Below are 16,182 nucleotides of genomic sequence, written 5' to 3'. Positions count from 1 at the left end.
CCCGACCCTCTGGTCCCAAACCAGATGCGCTACCAAGCTGCGCTATTCACCGAGATATCTAACTGGCTGATTGCCTGTCGATGAAGCGTATAATACGGATTCTGAGTTTATCCGCAAGGGCTTTTTTCACTCTTTTTTACAATATCGAATCGTTCGAACAAAAGACGTACAAGTGAAATGCCAATGTGACGAAAAACACACAGTTACCAACAAGTATTTAACTTATGAAACAGGATTGATCCAGATCAGTGAATTGATAACACCAGTTAATACACTAACTCGTGTCATATAACTTTGAGGTATACACATGGACTTTTGGCTAGAACTCCTATTTGGTAATGCGGTGGGGCTATCTTCAATGATAGTAATATTCGGGGCTCTGGGTCTCATGATGTTCTATGGAGGCTTCTTCATCTACAAAGTTATGACTGAAAAATCTCCTCACTAGAATCGCTCAGCCTAAATCATCTACTTTTAAGTATCATTTTCTTTAGGTAGATGTAAAAACGCTTTGCACCGGAGCCGACTTATTGTCTTCTCCGGTTTTTTCATTTTTAAACCCGGCCTCAACTTAGGTATACTTACCTTATCCTTATCCAACTTGAGATACACACTATGTCTCATGATGACGACTTAGATCTATTCCAAGAAATGATGGGCGATGTTAAACGTATCGACCATGACACCGCCGAACACCAGAAAGTACACCGAGTCACAGAATCTCACCTTGCTAAGCGTGAAGCCGCTATGTGGCTGTCTGACGACGAGAAAGACTACTTATCATTAGACTACTCTCCAATGATCAAACCTGACGATGTCATTGCTTATAAAAAAGATGGCGTACAAGAAGGCGTATACAAAAAGCTGCGCTTGGGCAAGTATCCAATTCAAGCCAAACTCGACCTTCACAGGAAAACATTGAAAGACGCTCGTAACGAAGTACTCTCATTTTTGCGTCAGTGTTTAAGAATGGATGTTCGTACCGTTATCATTGTCCACGGTAAAGGTGAGCGTTCGAATCCACCAGCAATGATGAAAAGCTACGTGGCAAATTGGCTAACACAAATTAACGATGTTCAATGTGTTCATTCAGCTCAGCAATTTCACGGTGGTACAGGCGCGGTCTATGTCATGCTCAGAAAGAGTAATGACAAAAAACTAGAAAACAGAGAGCGCCATCAAAAGCGCAGCAGTTGATAAGTTGAGATAGATAATTAAGCTAATAGCGGTCTTGCATCAAGAGCGATATTTCGTGCCTAGACTCACACCAAGTGCTAAAATTGTTCTCAGTTAACGAATCCCAACTCAAAGCAACTATTCAGAGGTTGCTTTTTGTTTATCTATATTTCCGTTGTGAAACGCTAAGAGAATATCATGTCACAAGAATCCCAAGCTAAACGCCTTAATAAATACATCAGTGAAACTGGTTTTTGCTCACGCCGCGAAGCCGACAAACTCATTGATGCTGGCCGAGTTACTATTAACGGTAAGATCCCTGAAATGGGCACTAAAGTCTTGCCTGGTGATGATGTTGAGATCGACAATAAACCTGTTCGTTCAAGAGAAAAGCCGATCTACATTGCTCTTAATAAACCAACAGGTATCACCTGTACTACTGAGCGTGATATTCCAGGCAACATCGTCGACTTTATAGGTCACCACAAGCGTATATTCCCTATTGGTCGTCTAGATAAGCCTTCTGATGGTCTTATCTTCTTGACCAACGACGGCGATATCGTAAACAAAATCCTACGTGCAGGTAACAACCACGAGAAAGAATACGTGGTTCGTGTAGACAAACCTATTACGACTGAGTTCTTGAAGCAAATGGGCGCTGGCGTTCATATTCTCGATACTGTTACCTTGCCATGTAAGGTAGAGAAAGAGACCAAGTTCTCGTTTCGCATCACATTAACGCAAGGCCTTAACCGTCAGATTCGCCGTATGTGTGAAGCGCTCGGTTACGAAGTATTTAAGCTACGCCGTGTTCGTATTATGAACATCTCATTGGACGGTATTCCTAACGGAAAATGGCGCTACCTGAGCGACGAAGAGATTAATGAAATCTTGGCGATGTGTGAAGGCTCAGTAAGTACTGAAGATGCGTCAAAAATGAACGCGAAAGGTCAACGAATTCGTAAAGCAACTGACGCGAAACTTTTTGATAGCCGTGAAGAGAACCAAACTTCAACAGCGCGCCGTAATCAAAACGAGAACCGTACTCGCACTTACCGCGGTAACAATGCGGATGAATTCCGTCATGCGCCTAACTCAAAGCGTGGCCGTAACTCATCGAACGGTGAAAGCGGTGGCGGTGGCAATACCGAAAACTGGAAATCAAACTCTCGTTCAGAGCGTTCTAATTCAGATAAAAACCGTTCGGATCGCAATCGCACAGATCGCGACAATAACGAACGTCGAAGCGGTAAACCGACAGACCGTAGTCAAGATTCAAACAGGCCGAACAAACCTGCACCGAAACGTGTTGGTGGTACTTTAGGTTTGAAGAAATAGTCAGAATCCTTTCAAACGGGACTGTCGATAAAGAAACGCCCGCTAGATTAGTCTAGCGGGCGTTTTTATTTGTGACCATGTACGTTTATCGTTATGGAAAGCACAAGCTACAGGCATAGTTCAGCAAACTGACCACGCGTAAGTAGTACTAAGTATTTCGGATCTAGCTCGATCTCTAACCCTCTCTTCCCTGCACTCACACATATCGTTTCAAAATCGGTAGCGCTGGAATGAACAAAGGTAGGTAATGCTTTTTTCTGACCAAGAGGACTGATTCCTCCCACCACATAACCTGTCGTTTTCTGAGCAATATCTGGATCAGCCATCTCTGCTTTTTTACCTTTCGCTGCTTTAGCTGCAAGCTTAAGGTTTAACTTCTGGTCAACAGGAATAACAGCTACCGCCAAATCTTTCGCCACACCATTCAAGCTGAACAACAGAGTTTTGAATACACGTTTGGGATCTTGACCAAGCGCTTCGACAGCCTCTAATCCATAATTCGTGTTATTTGTATCATGATGATACTGATGCACACTGTGAGCGATTTTCTTTTTCTTGGCGAGATTGATTGCAGGGGTCATAACAAATCCAAACGATAGATAAACAAAAAGCGACGCCGAGGCGTCGCTTTAGTTAAATTTATCATGGTGCTAGAGTCAATCTAATTTAGCACCTAGTGATTCAATTAACTGGGTTCAATTACTTGTAAACCATTTGACCTGAAGGCGCGTACTTGTTCACATCAACAGGGCTGTTTGCTTCTAGGTACTCTTTTAGTACTTCAGCGTCAACAAAACCTGTGTTCACAAAGCCAGGGTGATCAGACAGTTTAGGGTAACCGTCACCGCCAGCAGCGTTAAAGCTTGGTACCGTAAAGCGGTATGTTTCATCTAAACGAAGCTGCTTGCCACCGATGAAGACATTCGATACTTCACCGTCAGCGACAGTCATAGAAATACCTGCAAACTGTGCATAAGCACCTGAATCAACAGGTTTAGTCGCCACTACGTTTAGGTAATCTAGAACTTCTTTACCAGTCATATCAGTGTAAGTCAGGATGTTTGCAAAAGGCTGTACTGTTAGTACATCTTTGTACGTCACATCGCCGGCTTCAATTGAGTCACGAACGCCACCAGAGTTCATCACAGCGAAGTCTGCTTTTGCACGCTCCATGTGAGAAGTCGCAATCAAACGACCCAGGTTAGTTTGTTGGAAGCGAACTACGTTACGGTCACCTTCAAGCTTGCCATTTGTCTCAGCGATTTGAACTTCTAACTGAGCTTGGCCCTGTTCTTGGAAAGGACGTAGGAATTCAAGCAGCTCTGGATCTTGTGCGATTTCATCTTGAATAAGAACGCGTTGCTTCTTGCCGTCAATCTTAACTTTCTTCTTAAGGTTAACGGGAACCAAGTCGTAGCTCACCATCTCTAGTTCGCCATTACGGAATTCGTAATCAGCACGGCCTACGTACTTGCCCCACTCGTGAGCTTGAACGATGTAAGTACCGTTTTGAACGTCTGGTTTACACTCATCACCCGGCTTGAAGTTTTGCTTCGCAACGTTAGGGCCTTCCATACATACAGGCTCTTGAGAGTGACCACCAACGATCATATCTAGATCGCCTTCATTTAGGTAACGAGCTAGTGCTACATCACCCGGAGCATTAACACCACGCTGACCATTTTCGTAGTGACCCATGTGAGTCACAGCGAAGATAAGATCTGGTTTTTCTGTTTCTTTAAGTTCAGCGATCAGTTTCTTCGCTTCTTCTTTAGGGTCACGGAAATCGATACCAGCAATAAATTCTGGGTTACCAATTTTCGCAGTATCTTCAGTCGTTAGACCGATAACAGCAATTTTGATACCTTGCTTTTCAAACATCTCGTAAGCTTGGAATTTACGCTCGCCTGTCGCTTTGTCGTAGATGTTTGCAGATAGCATTGGGAAGTTTGCCCAGTCGATCTGTTTTTGCAGTACGTCTAGTGAGTTATCGAACTCGTGGTTACCTAATGCCATTGCATCGTAACCAATTTTATTCATACCTTTAAAATCAGGTTCTGCATCCTGAAGGTCTGACTCTGGTACACCAGTGTTGATGTCACCGCCAGATAGAAGCAACACGCTACCGCCTTCTGCTTCAACTTCTGCACGAAGTTGGTCAACAAGCGTTTTACGTGCAGACATGCCGTATTCGCCGTATTTGTTCTGCCAAAAACGACCATGGTTGTCGTTCGTATGCAGGATAGTTAGCTTATAAGTTTCGTCTTGGTTCCAATCATGAGCTGATTGAGACGCACATCCAGCCAAAGTAGCTAGGATTGCAGCACTTAGTGCTGTCTTTAGAATAAGGCGTTGCTTCATTGTCATACCTTTGAACTTTTTAGGGGAATCCACTGCTTTCTATAATCCATTGCGACTCCTTGTCTGGAGTTCGAACAATAAGACTTCAACATGACTAATCTTAAATTAACATTCTAAATGTAACACGATGATTTCATATTTATGTCGAATTGGTCACGCATGAATCAACAGTTAAGTGTAACAAAATTATGAGATTACACTCAAACTTCCCCTGCATCACAGGCAATCGTTTACTTATAAAGTGTGATGAATGTCAGCAATTCACTACAAACAGGACAGACCTCACACACCTATACCGCTTTCTTAGGGAATCAGAGGCTCTGTTAACAAGGGGTTAATCGCCTATCGTGGATTGACGCACTGCAAAACAAGTTCGTGAACAGCCAGACAGACAGCTTAGTCATAGCCCAAATAGGCCGAGGCTTCGGTGAACTAAACGGATGTTCCATTAAAAAACGCCCAACTCTAAGAGTTGGGCGTTTGTCTATTACAATCAAATAACGAGTTAACACTCTCTAGTTAATACTAGTGACTTAACATCAGATAAAACTATTTGATTTCGATGTGCTCGAAGCCTTTGATAAGGTCATCAAGTGCTTTCATCTGCTTCAAGAACGGTTCTAGCTTATCTAGCGGTAGAGCTGATGGGCCATCACAACGAGCTTGATCCGGGTTAGGGTGAGCCTCAAGAAATAGACCAGCAATACCCGTCGCAATGCCCGCTTTAGCTAGTTCAACCGTTTGCTCACGACGACCGCCAGATGCAGCACCTGATGGATCACGCATTTGAAGCGCGTGAGTCACATCAAAGATGATTGGGCTACCGTTTGATGATTTCTTCATCACACCAAAACCAAGCATATCAACTACTAAGTTGTCATAACCCATGCAAGAACCGCGTTCACAAAGAATGATGTTCTCGTTGCCACACTCAGCAAACTTATCAACGATATTACCCACTTGATCTGGGCTCATGAACTGAGGCTTCTTCACATTGATAACCGCGCCAGTCTTAGCCATTGCTTCAACAAGATCAGTTTGACGAGCAAGGAACGCTGGAAGCTGGATTACATCAACCACATCAGCAACAGGCTGAGCTTGCGCTTCAGTGTGAATATCAGTGATGATCTTCACGCCAAAGGTATCTTTCAGCTCTTGGAAAATTTTAAGACCTTCTTCCATGCCAGGACCACGGTATGAGTGAACTGAGCTACGGTTTGCTTTGTCGAAAGACGCCTTAAATACATAAGGGATACCCAACTTCTCTGTTACTTTCACGTAGTGCTCACAGATCTGCATAGCTAGATCGCGAGATTCAAGAACGTTCATACCTGCAAATAGCGTAAATGGCTTGTCATTAGCAATTGGCATATTGCCAATGTGAACTGTTTTCTGTTCCATCATATTCTCTCTAAATAATTATTAATTAGTGAACAACCACTATCTTTTCGTTCATGACGTTCACTTGAGATTTTAGTAGCTCAGATGCAGGGTCATCTGGGCATTGGTCGATAAAATATTGATAATCCGTAGCAGCGACCTGATGACAGTCTAGCTGCTGATAAATAAAGCCGCGGTCGCGGATTTCATACGGATCATCCGGCACAAACGTTAACGCAAGGTCGGTACACTTCAATGCAAGCGTATAACGCTCTTCTCGAAGCAATGCACTCTTAAGTAACGCTAGCCACTTACCAATAATCGTTGGGTGGTCAGCAACTTCTAAGTGTTCAGCTTTTACCTTAGCTAGTGGGCCATCATGCCCAATAAGCCATGCTCGTAAAGTTTGCACGCCAACGTACTCGCCGTTGTACGGGTTAATGTATACAGCAGCTTGCCCGAACCAACTCACTTTAAGTAAGAATTGAGTTGGGAAAGACACGCCTTCAACAGGGAAGCCTAACTTGCGACCTAGATAAAGAAAGATCGCACCAAGACTCACTGGAATGCCTTTTTTTCTCTCAAGTACTTTATCGATAAATGCGTTTTCCGAAGAAAAATACGCATCTTTATCCCCAGCAAAACCCCACTCATAAAAGAATAGTCGAATAAAGGATTCAAACTTCTGCTGTTCATCCGTTTCGTTAACCAAAGCAAACTCGGCGTCTTTTAACAATCTCGCCAACTCTTGTTCTGCCCAACTGTCTTGAGTTTCTGGGTTAATCGCTTTATTTAAGATCAATGCACCTTCAGCTAACTCTAGCTGGTCAAAGTCTTCATCAAAAAATTCGTACATAGGTAGTTAACCGAAATAAGGAGATAATTAACCGAAAAATGTTGGTGTCTTCGTCATTGCAATTTTACCTGCCATCGCTAACCAGCCAAGCGCACCAAAGAAAGAGAACACTCTCAGTAGCTTGTTTTTACCTAGCTTAAGCGCAAAGAAGCCCAATGCGATGTAAGCCATAACACAGGTTAGTTTTTCGGTTAACCAGGGTGCTGCTGGTGTAAATGGAATAAAGCCAGTGATAAAAATCAAACCAATACCCGAAAGCAACAGCAATGAGTCATTGATATGAGGGAAACGCTGTAAGAAAGGATGCTTAAGCTTCGGTGAGTTAGTCATCATAAGAGCGAAACGAATCGAAAGAAGCAGTGCGCTTATAGCAATCGTTAATAGGTGAAAATGTTTTAGACCTTCGTACATGGTATTCCTTTATATTTTTATATGTCTTTCGTTAACACGAGCCACACAATACCCGTTAATGCTCTGTAGTTCTGCGTAAAATCTCTGTATTTCTGCGTTAAATGCATTATCGAGTTAAGTGTATTTTCGAGTTAAAGGTATCAATTTAGCAAGTTAATCATCTATTGCTCACAAGATGATTAACAGCAGCCTATGAACAGTAACGACCCAATGTCACTCGGTCATTACCACCGTAATCTTTCTCTGTCACAACATCGAGATATCCGAGCGCCTGCATAATCTCACGTACAGCTAAACCTTGGTCGTAACCGTGTTCAAACGCTAACCAACCTTCGTTTTCTAAAAAGCTTCGTGCGTTTTCAGAGATGTATCGAATATCAGCTAAACCTTTATCTTCAGCCACTAACGCCGTAATAGGCTCAAAGCGTACATCACCTTGAGACAAGTGGGGATCATTCTTCTCAATATATGGCGGGTTAGAGACAATCAACGAAAACTTGATCGCTTCTTTTTCAGAGTTAGCTAGGTTCAAAGGCTCAAACCAACTGCCGTGTAAAAAGGTGGCGTTGGTGATATTCAAGCGTCGCGCATTTTCTGTCGCAAGTTGTTGCGCTTCCGGACGAAGATCAATACCCGTCACCGGTCGGTTCGGCATCTCAGACGCCAATGCCAAAGCGATCGCACCAGTACCAGTTCCTAAATCGAGAATCGCACCTTGCTTGCCATACGTTTTGTCTAACGCCACTTCAACCAAGCGTTCCGTATCTGGACGTGGGATTAAAGTAGAAGGAGAAACTTTTAACGGCAGCGACCAAAACTCACGTTCACCAACAATATAAGCCACAGGCTCACCGGTTAAGCGACGTTTTAGAAGGGTATTGAATTCGGATTCTTGTTCTGAAGTGAGATACTTCTCAGGCCAAGTCAGTAGGTAAGATCTTGGTTTATCTAAGGCGTGGCAAAGCAGTACCGCAGCATCAATCGAGGGCGATGTGTTATCGCCCTCTTGAAGCTGTACGATTGCTGACTTTAAAGCACTTTCAACCGTATATGCTGACTGCATAGTAATTAGTTGTGCTCAGCAAGTGCTGCTAGTTGATCTGCTTGGTGCTCTTGTAGAACAGGATCAAGCAGGCTTTGCATATCACCTTCCAGAACTTCGTTCAGGCGGTAGATAGTTAAGTTGATGCGGTGATCAGAAACACGGCCTTGAGGGTAGTTGTACGTACGAATACGGTCACTACGGTCACCAGAACCTAATAGGTTACGACGTGTATCTGAAATCGCAGCAGCACGACGCTCTTCTTCAGCTTGAACGATACGAGCCGCAAGAACAGCCATCGCTTTCGCTTTGTTTTTATGCTGAGAACGCTCGTCTTGACACTCTACTACTGTACCTGTTGGTAAGTGAGTAATACGGATTGCTGAATCCGTGGTGTTAACGTGTTGACCACCCGCGCCAGATGCACGGAAAGTATCAATCTTAAGGTCGCCAGCTTTGATCTCTGGCAGATCTGCTTCTGGAATCTCAGGCATAACCGCAACGGTACATGCAGACGTATGAACACGACCTTGTGATTCAGTCTCAGGTACACGTTGTACACGGTGACCACCAGACTCGAACTTCATTGTGCCATAAACAGCATCGCCACTGATTTTAGCGATCATCTCTTTAAAGCCGCCCTGCTCTGAAACATTGCTGCTCATCACTTCGACGCGCCAGCCTTTTTTCTCGGCAAACTTAGAGTACATACGGAAAAGGTTACCCGCAAAGATACCCGCTTCATCACCACCTGCGCCGGCACGAATCTCTAAGAAACAGTTACGCTCATCGTTTGGATCTTTTGGAATCAGAAGAATTTGCAGCTCATCAGTCAGACGTTCAATGTTCGCTTTCGCATCTTTGATTTCTTCTTGAGCCATTTCACGCATTTCTGCGTCGTCTTCATTTGCCATCTCTTCAGCAGCTTCTAAATCTTCTTGAGCTTGCTGGTATGATTTAAAGCACCCCGTCACCTCTTCTAATTGAGAATACTCTTTTGACAAGGCACGGAATTTATCTTGATTCCCAAGTACATCGGGATCACCAAGTAGATGTTGAACTTCTTCATAGCGTTCAACAAGTGTTTCAAGCTTTATTAGAATCGAGGCTTTCATAATGTCTTATTCTGTTGGAGGTCGAATATTATTGAGGGTTTTCTAAGCCCAAACTCTGTCTAATGACCGTTAATTTTGCAGGTTCTCCTTGCTCTGCTGCACTTTGGAGTGCACGCGTTGGAGCATGGATCAATTTGTTTGTGAGCTTGTTACTTAGCTCAAGTAAAACTTTTTCAGGGTCACCGCCAGCGGCAAGTGATTGTAAACTCTTACTTAATAATTCTTCTCGGATTTCATTGGCCGATTTGCGATAGTCACGAATACTGTCTACCGCTTGCAGTGAACGCATCCAACTCATGAATGCCGCACTTTCTTCACTAACAATAGCTTCCGCTTGGATAGCTTCCACTTTACGTTGTTCAATGTTGCCATCAACAATCGACTGCAGATCATCAACGGAATACAGGTAAGCATCATTCAGATCGCCTACCTGAGACTCAACGTCTCGAGGCACTGCAATATCAACCAACAACATCGGTTGATGTTTTCTTGTCTTAAGTGCGGTCTCAACCATGCCCTTCCCAATAATAGGCAGTGGACTAGCGGTTGAGCTGATCACGATATCCGCTCGATGCAGGTGATCGGGGATTTCATTGAGGCTAATCACTTCAGCACCAAACTCTTCAGCTAGCCCTAAAGCACGCTCACGAGTTCGGTTGGCCACAATCATCTTGGTGCAACCATTCGCTGAAAGGTGTTTTGCCACCAATTCAATCGTCTCACCCGCACCTACCAATAACACCGTTGATTCAGCAATCGACTCAAAGATGTGTTTGGCTAATGTGCAAGCTGCGTAAGCAACTGAAACCGCGCTTCCGCCAATTTCAGTTTCAGTTCGAACACGCTTAGCGACAGAAAATGATTTCTGAAACAGTTTTTCCATTGAAGCATCAACAGATTTGTTATCTCGAGAGTCTGTATAAGCTTGCTTCACCTGACCTAAAATCTGTGGTTCACCCAACACCAGAGAGTCCAAACCACAGGCAACGCGCATTAAGTGCTTAATCGCGGCTTGCTCTTCATGGATGTAGATGCTCGGTTTTAATTCTTCAGGGCTAACTTGATGAAATACAGACAGCCAATCGATCAACTTGTTTTTTGCCACGCCTTTGACGTCACAATACACTTCAGTTCGATTACAGGTAGAAAGTATGACACTTCCATTTACGTGTGCATTTGCGTTAAGTTGCTTAAGTGCCTCAGATAATTTATCTGGACCAAAAGCGACTTTTTCTCGCAATTCAACCGACGCTGTATTGTGATTGATACCTACGGCAAGCAAAGACATGTATCAGAAGTTCTCGATCAGGGAATGGAAACAAGGGGCGAATTTTACTTGATGCATGGCTCTATTTAAAGAGCAAGCGGGATTTGTTTTCCTGAGTTCGTGAATTCAATGCTATAGTTGAGACGTTTTTTAGATAAATTTGAACAAGTTGTGAGCAAATATGAGCAAGCTTCGAAAAATCACGTCTCTTATTTTTTTGACCATCATTATGGTGGGTTGCTCGTCTATCCCAGAACAACCGACCAGCGTTGAGTGGCAAAGTCACCAAAACAGGCTTTTACAGATAGAAAACTATCAAGCTTCAGGCAAGCTCGCTTACATTTCTCCAGAGCAACGCCAAAGCCTAAACTTCATATGGAAGCACTCCCCAAATCAAAGCCAATTAAGACTGACCACTTTCCTTGGTCAAACCGCCTTGAACCTTACAATTGACAGTTTGAGTGCAAAAGTCGTGACTTACGATGATCAAGTATTCACCCATGCAAGTGCATCTGTATTAGTAGAGCAACTTACTGGATTGCAGATCCCCATTGATCACCTACCACAATGGTTCCTTGGCATTCCCGACCAAGCAGATAGCTACCAACTCAACAGCACCAACACGCTTGAATCTTTGTCTAAACAAGTCAGCAGTCAATTATGGACACTGAATTTTGCTAACTATCGCAATACGGAGATGCCGAGTACACTATTATCTGGTGAAGACAACAGGAACTCTAGTGAAGACAGCACGAACGTAGAGACAATTCCCCTCCCTACTCGATTGTCATTTAAGCAAGACGAGAACAAAATCAACATTGTAGTTTCGAAGTGGACACTGAAAAAATGATAACAACGCCAACTCACTGGCCTTCGCCAGCTAAGCTGAATTTATTTCTCTACATCACTGGCCGACGCGACAATGGCTATCACGAACTTCAGACCCTATTTCAGTTTGTCGACTTTGGCGATGAACTTACGGTTACCGCAAACCGAGAAACAAGCTCGATAACAATCACACCTGAAATTCCAGGTGTTGCGACAGAAGATAACCTGATTTGGAAAGCCGCAACTGCCCTTCAACAATACACATCGACGACTTTCGGTGCGGATATTGAGTTAAAGAAAGTGCTTCCTATGGGAGGTGGCATTGGCGGAGGCTCTTCAAATGCCGCAACCGTGTTGGTCGCGCTCAACCATTTATGGCAACTCAACCTGTCTGATGACCAGTTAGCTGAGATTGGCTTAAAGCTTGGTGCAGACGTTCCGGTCTTCGTTCGAGGCCACGCCGCCTTTGCTGAAGGTGTTGGTGAACAATTACAACCCGCTAATCCGGATGAGAAATGGTATCTCGTTGTTAAACCTCAAGTGAGCATAGCAACTGTAGACATATTCACACATTCAGAATTAACTCGAAATACGCCGAAGCGAGCACTATCAACGCTTCTAGAGCAAGAATACGTAAACGATTGCGAAAAAATTGTGCGAATGCTGTACCCAGAGGTTGATAAGCAACTTTCATGGCTGCTACAATACGCGCCGTCGAGATTGACTGGTACGGGTTCATGCGTTTTTGCTGAATTTAGCAGCAAAAAAGAAGCCGAATCAGTGCTAGAGCAACTGCCTGACACAGTTTCCGCGTTTGTCGCGAGAGGACGAAACATTTCGCCTTTAAAAGAAACTTTGGCTGAATACCAATCAGCCCACCCACAATCTATTTAAAACTGGACGCAACCCGAGGTTTCCACCGTGCCTGATATGAAGCTATTTGCTGGTAACGCAACACCTGAACTAGCCCAACGTATTGCTGATCGTCTATACATCTCTCTTGGAGATGCTACTGTAGACCGTTTTTCTGATGGCGAAGTCGCTGTACAAATCAATGAAAACGTTCGTGGTAGCGATGTATTCCTGATTCAATCAACTTGTGCACCAACCAATGACAACCTTATGGAATTGGTGGTAATGATTGACGCAATGCGCCGTGCTTCTGCTGGCCGTATTACTGCTGTAATCCCTTACTTCGGTTATGCCCGTCAAGATCGTCGTGTACGTTCTGCTCGTGTGCCTATTACTGCAAAAGTTGTTGCAGATTTCCTTTCTAACGTTGGTGTTGACCGCGTTTTGACTATCGACCTACACGCAGAGCAAATCCAAGGCTTCTTCGATGTACCTGTTGATAACATTTTCGGCACTCCAGTTCTTCTAGAAGACATGGCTAACCGTGGCCTAGAAAACCCAGTTGTGGTTTCTCCAGACCTTGGTGGTGTTGTACGTGCTCGTGCTACAGCTAAAGCGCTAGGTGATGTTGACATCGCTATCGTTGATAAGCGTCGTCCACGTGCTAACGTTTCTGAAGTAATGAACCTAATCGGTGATGTTGAAGGTCGTGACTGTGTTATCGTTGATGACATGATCGATACTGGTGGCACACTATGTAAAGCAGCTGAAGCGCTTAAAGAGCGCGGTGCTAAGCGTGTATTCGCTTACGCAACTCACGCTGTATTCTCTGGTACTGCTGCAGAAAACATCCGCAATTCAGTTCTAGACCAAGTTATTGTTACCGATTCAATCAAGCTTTCTCCGGAAATGGCCGCGACAGGTAAAGTAACTGAACTAAGCCTTTCTCGCATGCTTGCTGAAGCGATTCGTCGTATCAGCAACGAAGAGTCTATCTCTGCGATGTTCAACTAATCAAAGCTCTATAGCTTTGCTTTAGCAGAACAATCTGAAAAAGATATTAAGCACTTCATTCGATGAAGTGCTTTTTTTATATCTAATACCAATCACAGTAAGTAAGTGTTCAGAAATAGCGCAGGAAAAAAGCTTGAGAACAAGGCGTGATTTTTTTATAAGTAGTTATTCTACAATCAAAAATTATAACGCAGTTATCGAGCATTTTAACTAGCTAGGGTGACCAGTTATTTACTACGATTGGTATAACGACCACAAAGTGAATTTGACCACAGTTTGAATCATTGAGTTGCTATCAGCTAGCTCGCACCTTTTTCATAAACTGTGATATCATACGGCGCTTTTTGAAATCCCAAGAGAGATCCATACCTTGAGCCAACAAATAAAACTTCTCGTTGGACTGGCTAATCCAGGTCCAGAATATGCCAAAACTCGCCACAATGCGGGTGCTTGGGTAGTTGAAGAATTAGCACGTGTACACAACGTGACACTGAAGAACGAACCAAAGTTCTTTGGCCTAACGGGTCGTATCATGGTTCATGGTGAAGATCTTCGTTTGCTGATCCCAACGACTTTTATGAACTTGTCAGGCAAAGCTGTTGCTGCCTTAGCAAAGTTCTACCAAATTAAACCAGAAGAGATCATGGTCGCTCACGATGAGTTAGATCTTCCTCCAGGTATTGGAAAGTTTAAAAAAGGTGGTGGTCATGGTGGACATAATGGTCTGAAAGACATCATCAGCAAACAGGGTAACAATAAAGAATTCTATCGTCTTAGATTAGGCATTGGCCATCCAGGACACAAAGATAAAGTTGCAGGTTATGTATTAGGCAAAGCTCCTGCGAAAGAGCAAGAGTGTATCGAGGCTGTCGTTGACGAATCGGTTCGTAGCCTAGACATCTTATTGAAAGATGGCCTACCAAAAGCACAAAATCGCTTACATACGTTCAAAGCAGAATAAGGTTTATATCATGGGTTTTAAATGTGGCATCGTTGGTCTACCAAACGTTGGTAAGTCAACTCTGTTTAACGCACTGACTAAAGCAGGCATCGAAGCAGCAAACTTTCCATTTTGTACGATCGAACCAAACACAGGTATCGTTCCGGTTCCAGATCTACGCTTAGATGCATTAGCAAAAATTGTTAATCCACAGAAGATCCTTCCAACGACAATGGAATTCGTAGATATCGCAGGCCTAGTTGCTGGCGCATCTAAAGGCGAAGGTCTAGGTAACAAGTTCCTAGCTAACATCCGCGAAACTGATGCTATCGGTCACGTTGTACGCTGCTTTGAAAACGAAAACATCGTTCACGTTTCAGGCAAAGTATCACCTATCGAAGATATCGAAGTGATCAACCTTGAGCTTGCTCTTGCCGATCTAGATAGCTGTGAACGTGCAATATTCCGCAATGCTAAAAAAGCAAAAGGCGGCGATAAAGACGCTAAATTCGAAACTACGGTTCTTGAAAAGCTACTACCTATCCTGACTGAAGGTGGTATGGCTCGTACTGTTGAACTTGCTAAAGAAGAAGTAGCGGCGATCGACTACCTTAACTTCCTAACGCTTAAGCCAACAATGTACATCGCAAACGTTGCTGAAGATGGTTTTGAAAACAACCCTTACCTAGACGCAGTTCGTGAGTACGCAGAAAAAGAGAACAACGTTGTTGTTGCTGTTTGTGCTGCAATCGAATCTGAGCTTTCTGAACTTGACGATGAAGATCGTGAAGAGTTCCTTGCTGACATGGGTATCGAAGAACCAGGCCTTAACCGAGTGATCCGCTCTGGTTACGAACTACTTACTCTTCAGACTTACTTCACTGCAGGTGTTAAAGAAGTTCGCGCTTGGACGATCCCTGTAGGTGCGACTGCGCCACAAGCTGCTGGCAAGATCCACACCGACTTCGAAAAAGGATTCATCCGTGCAGAAGTAGTTGGTTACGAACATTTCATCGAATTTGGCGGTGAAAGCGGAGCAAAAGATGCAGGTAAATGGCGTCTTGAAGGCAAAGAATACATCGTTAAAGACGGTGATGTTGTTCACTTCCGTTTCAACGTTTAATTACCGATAAACATCTAATAAAAGGCCAGTGAATTCACTGGCCTTTTTCGTTTTCGCTCTTTGCTAAAGAGCTTCTTATCCAAAACTTAACTTCCTATATATATCAGCATTTGAACCTATTTCTTGCTGACAAATACGCCTCTTTGACTAAAAAGAAACCGAACAGATGTTTATTCGTGATTTATTCAAAAAAAAAGTTGACGGGTTTCACTCAACTCCGCATAATGCGCCCCGTTCACAACGAAGCGGCAACGTCTCGAAATGAGCAACAATTTGGAAATGGCTACTTAGCTCAGTTGGTTAGAGCACATCACTCATAATGATGGGGTCGCAGGTTCGAATCCCGCAGTAGCCACCATTTCCTAAGCACTCTGTTTTTATTAAACGTATGTCTTTTGACAACAAAGAGTTTTTAGGAAATAAAGCGGTCGTGGCGGAATTGGTAGACGCACCAGATTTAGGTTCTGGCGCCGAGAGGT

Annotated in this window: 16 protein-coding genes and 1 tRNA gene; 9 read left to right on the top strand and 8 right to left on the bottom strand. The window is 43.7% G+C overall.

The genetic code is table 11. The annotated features are described in order from the left end of the window. The first annotated feature begins 307 nt into the window (after positions 1-307). The 3 genes from ACED59_RS22845 (at position 308) to rluF (ending at position 2,514) form a co-directional block, all read left to right on the top strand. On the top strand, positions 308-448 hold the full coding sequence (locus tag ACED59_RS22845) for a DUF3149 domain-containing protein (protein WP_004736246.1): 141 nt from the start codon (positions 308-310) through the stop codon (positions 446-448). Positions 449-615: 167 nt separating this feature from the next. Further along, the gene (gene smrA, locus ACED59_RS22840; RefSeq protein WP_009848720.1) at positions 616-1,197 is read left to right on the top strand and encodes a DNA endonuclease SmrA; all 582 of its coding nucleotides are present in this window, start codon (positions 616-618) and stop codon (positions 1,195-1,197) included. A 177-nt stretch (positions 1,198-1,374) separates the two neighbouring features. After that, the gene (gene rluF / locus ACED59_RS22835; protein WP_017097594.1) at positions 1,375-2,514 is read left to right on the top strand and encodes a 23S rRNA pseudouridine(2604) synthase RluF; all 1,140 of its coding nucleotides are present in this window, start codon (positions 1,375-1,377) and stop codon (positions 2,512-2,514) included. Between the two features lie 107 nt (positions 2,515-2,621). Here the strand turns inward: rluF and ybaK are convergent, their stop codons facing one another. The 8 genes from ybaK to hemA all read right to left on the bottom strand — a co-directional run bounded on the left by ybaK (position 2,622) and on the right by hemA (position 10,967). Next, the gene (ybaK, locus tag ACED59_RS22830; RefSeq protein ID WP_017097593.1) at positions 2,622-3,095 is read right to left on the bottom strand and encodes a Cys-tRNA(Pro) deacylase; all 474 of its coding nucleotides are present in this window, start codon (positions 3,093-3,095) and stop codon (positions 2,622-2,624) included. 118 nt (positions 3,096-3,213) lie between these two features. After that, positions 3,214-4,875, bottom strand: a complete 1,662-nt coding sequence (ushA, locus tag ACED59_RS22825; RefSeq protein WP_029223112.1) for a bifunctional UDP-sugar hydrolase/5'-nucleotidase UshA — start codon at positions 4,873-4,875, stop codon at positions 3,214-3,216. A 549-nt stretch (positions 4,876-5,424) separates the two neighbouring features. Beyond that, a complete protein-coding gene (gene kdsA / locus ACED59_RS22820; RefSeq protein WP_012603393.1) occupies positions 5,425-6,279 on the bottom strand; it encodes a 3-deoxy-8-phosphooctulonate synthase in 855 nt (284 codons plus the stop codon). Positions 6,280-6,301: 22 nt separating this feature from the next. Then, positions 6,302-7,111 carry a SirB1 family protein gene (locus tag ACED59_RS22815; protein ID WP_017097592.1) on the bottom strand — a complete coding sequence of 270 codons (810 nt, stop codon included), beginning with the start codon at positions 7,109-7,111 and terminating at the stop codon, positions 6,302-6,304. A 27-nt stretch (positions 7,112-7,138) separates the two neighbouring features. Then, positions 7,139-7,522: a SirB2 family protein gene (locus ACED59_RS22810; RefSeq protein ID WP_017097591.1), complete on the bottom strand. Its 384-nt coding sequence runs from the start codon at positions 7,520-7,522 to the stop codon at positions 7,139-7,141. A 190-nt stretch (positions 7,523-7,712) separates the two neighbouring features. Then, positions 7,713-8,585, bottom strand: a complete 873-nt coding sequence (prmC, locus tag ACED59_RS22805) for a peptide chain release factor N(5)-glutamine methyltransferase (RefSeq protein WP_017097590.1) — start codon at positions 8,583-8,585, stop codon at positions 7,713-7,715. Positions 8,586-8,590: 5 nt separating this feature from the next. Next, entirely contained in the window at positions 8,591-9,679 is a 1,089-nt protein-coding gene (gene prfA / locus ACED59_RS22800; protein ID WP_009848728.1) for a peptide chain release factor 1, read from the bottom strand. A 28-nt stretch (positions 9,680-9,707) separates the two neighbouring features. After that, on the bottom strand, positions 9,708-10,967 hold the full coding sequence (hemA, locus tag ACED59_RS22795) for a glutamyl-tRNA reductase (protein WP_009848729.1): 1,260 nt from the start codon (positions 10,965-10,967) through the stop codon (positions 9,708-9,710). Positions 10,968-11,127: 160 nt separating this feature from the next. Here hemA and lolB point away from each other — a divergent pair, with 160 nt between their 5' ends. The 6 genes from lolB to ACED59_RS22765 all read left to right on the top strand — a co-directional run bounded on the left by lolB (position 11,128) and on the right by ACED59_RS22765 (position 16,061). Beyond that, positions 11,128-11,796 (top strand): lipoprotein insertase outer membrane protein LolB, encoded by a 669-nt coding sequence (lolB, locus tag ACED59_RS22790; protein ID WP_371705066.1) that lies wholly within the window; start codon positions 11,128-11,130, stop codon positions 11,794-11,796. Further along, the gene (gene ispE / locus ACED59_RS22785) at positions 11,793-12,668 is read left to right on the top strand and encodes a 4-(cytidine 5'-diphospho)-2-C-methyl-D-erythritol kinase (protein ID WP_032499766.1); all 876 of its coding nucleotides are present in this window, start codon (positions 11,793-11,795) and stop codon (positions 12,666-12,668) included. Before lolB ends, ispE begins: the two co-directional genes overlap by 4 nt. Positions 12,669-12,695: 27 nt before the next feature. Then, a complete protein-coding gene (locus ACED59_RS22780; protein WP_012603389.1) occupies positions 12,696-13,640 on the top strand; it encodes a ribose-phosphate pyrophosphokinase in 945 nt (314 codons plus the stop codon). Between the two features lie 370 nt (positions 13,641-14,010). Then, on the top strand, positions 14,011-14,601 hold the full coding sequence (gene pth / locus ACED59_RS22775) for an aminoacyl-tRNA hydrolase (protein WP_010439162.1): 591 nt from the start codon (positions 14,011-14,013) through the stop codon (positions 14,599-14,601). Between the two features lie 10 nt (positions 14,602-14,611). Further along, complete coding sequence (gene ychF, locus ACED59_RS22770) at positions 14,612-15,703, top strand: redox-regulated ATPase YchF (RefSeq protein ID WP_029223110.1); 1,092 nt, start codon at positions 14,612-14,614, stop codon at positions 15,701-15,703. Between the two features lie 281 nt (positions 15,704-15,984). After that, positions 15,985-16,061, top strand: a tRNA-Met gene (locus ACED59_RS22765). Positions 16,062-16,182: the final 121 nt, after the last annotated feature.

This window comes from Vibrio sp. FF266, assembly GCF_041439695.1.
Taxonomy (GTDB): Bacteria; Pseudomonadota; Gammaproteobacteria; order Enterobacterales; family Vibrionaceae; genus Vibrio; species Vibrio tasmaniensis_A.
This window is presented reverse-complemented; position numbering and strand designations above follow the sequence as displayed.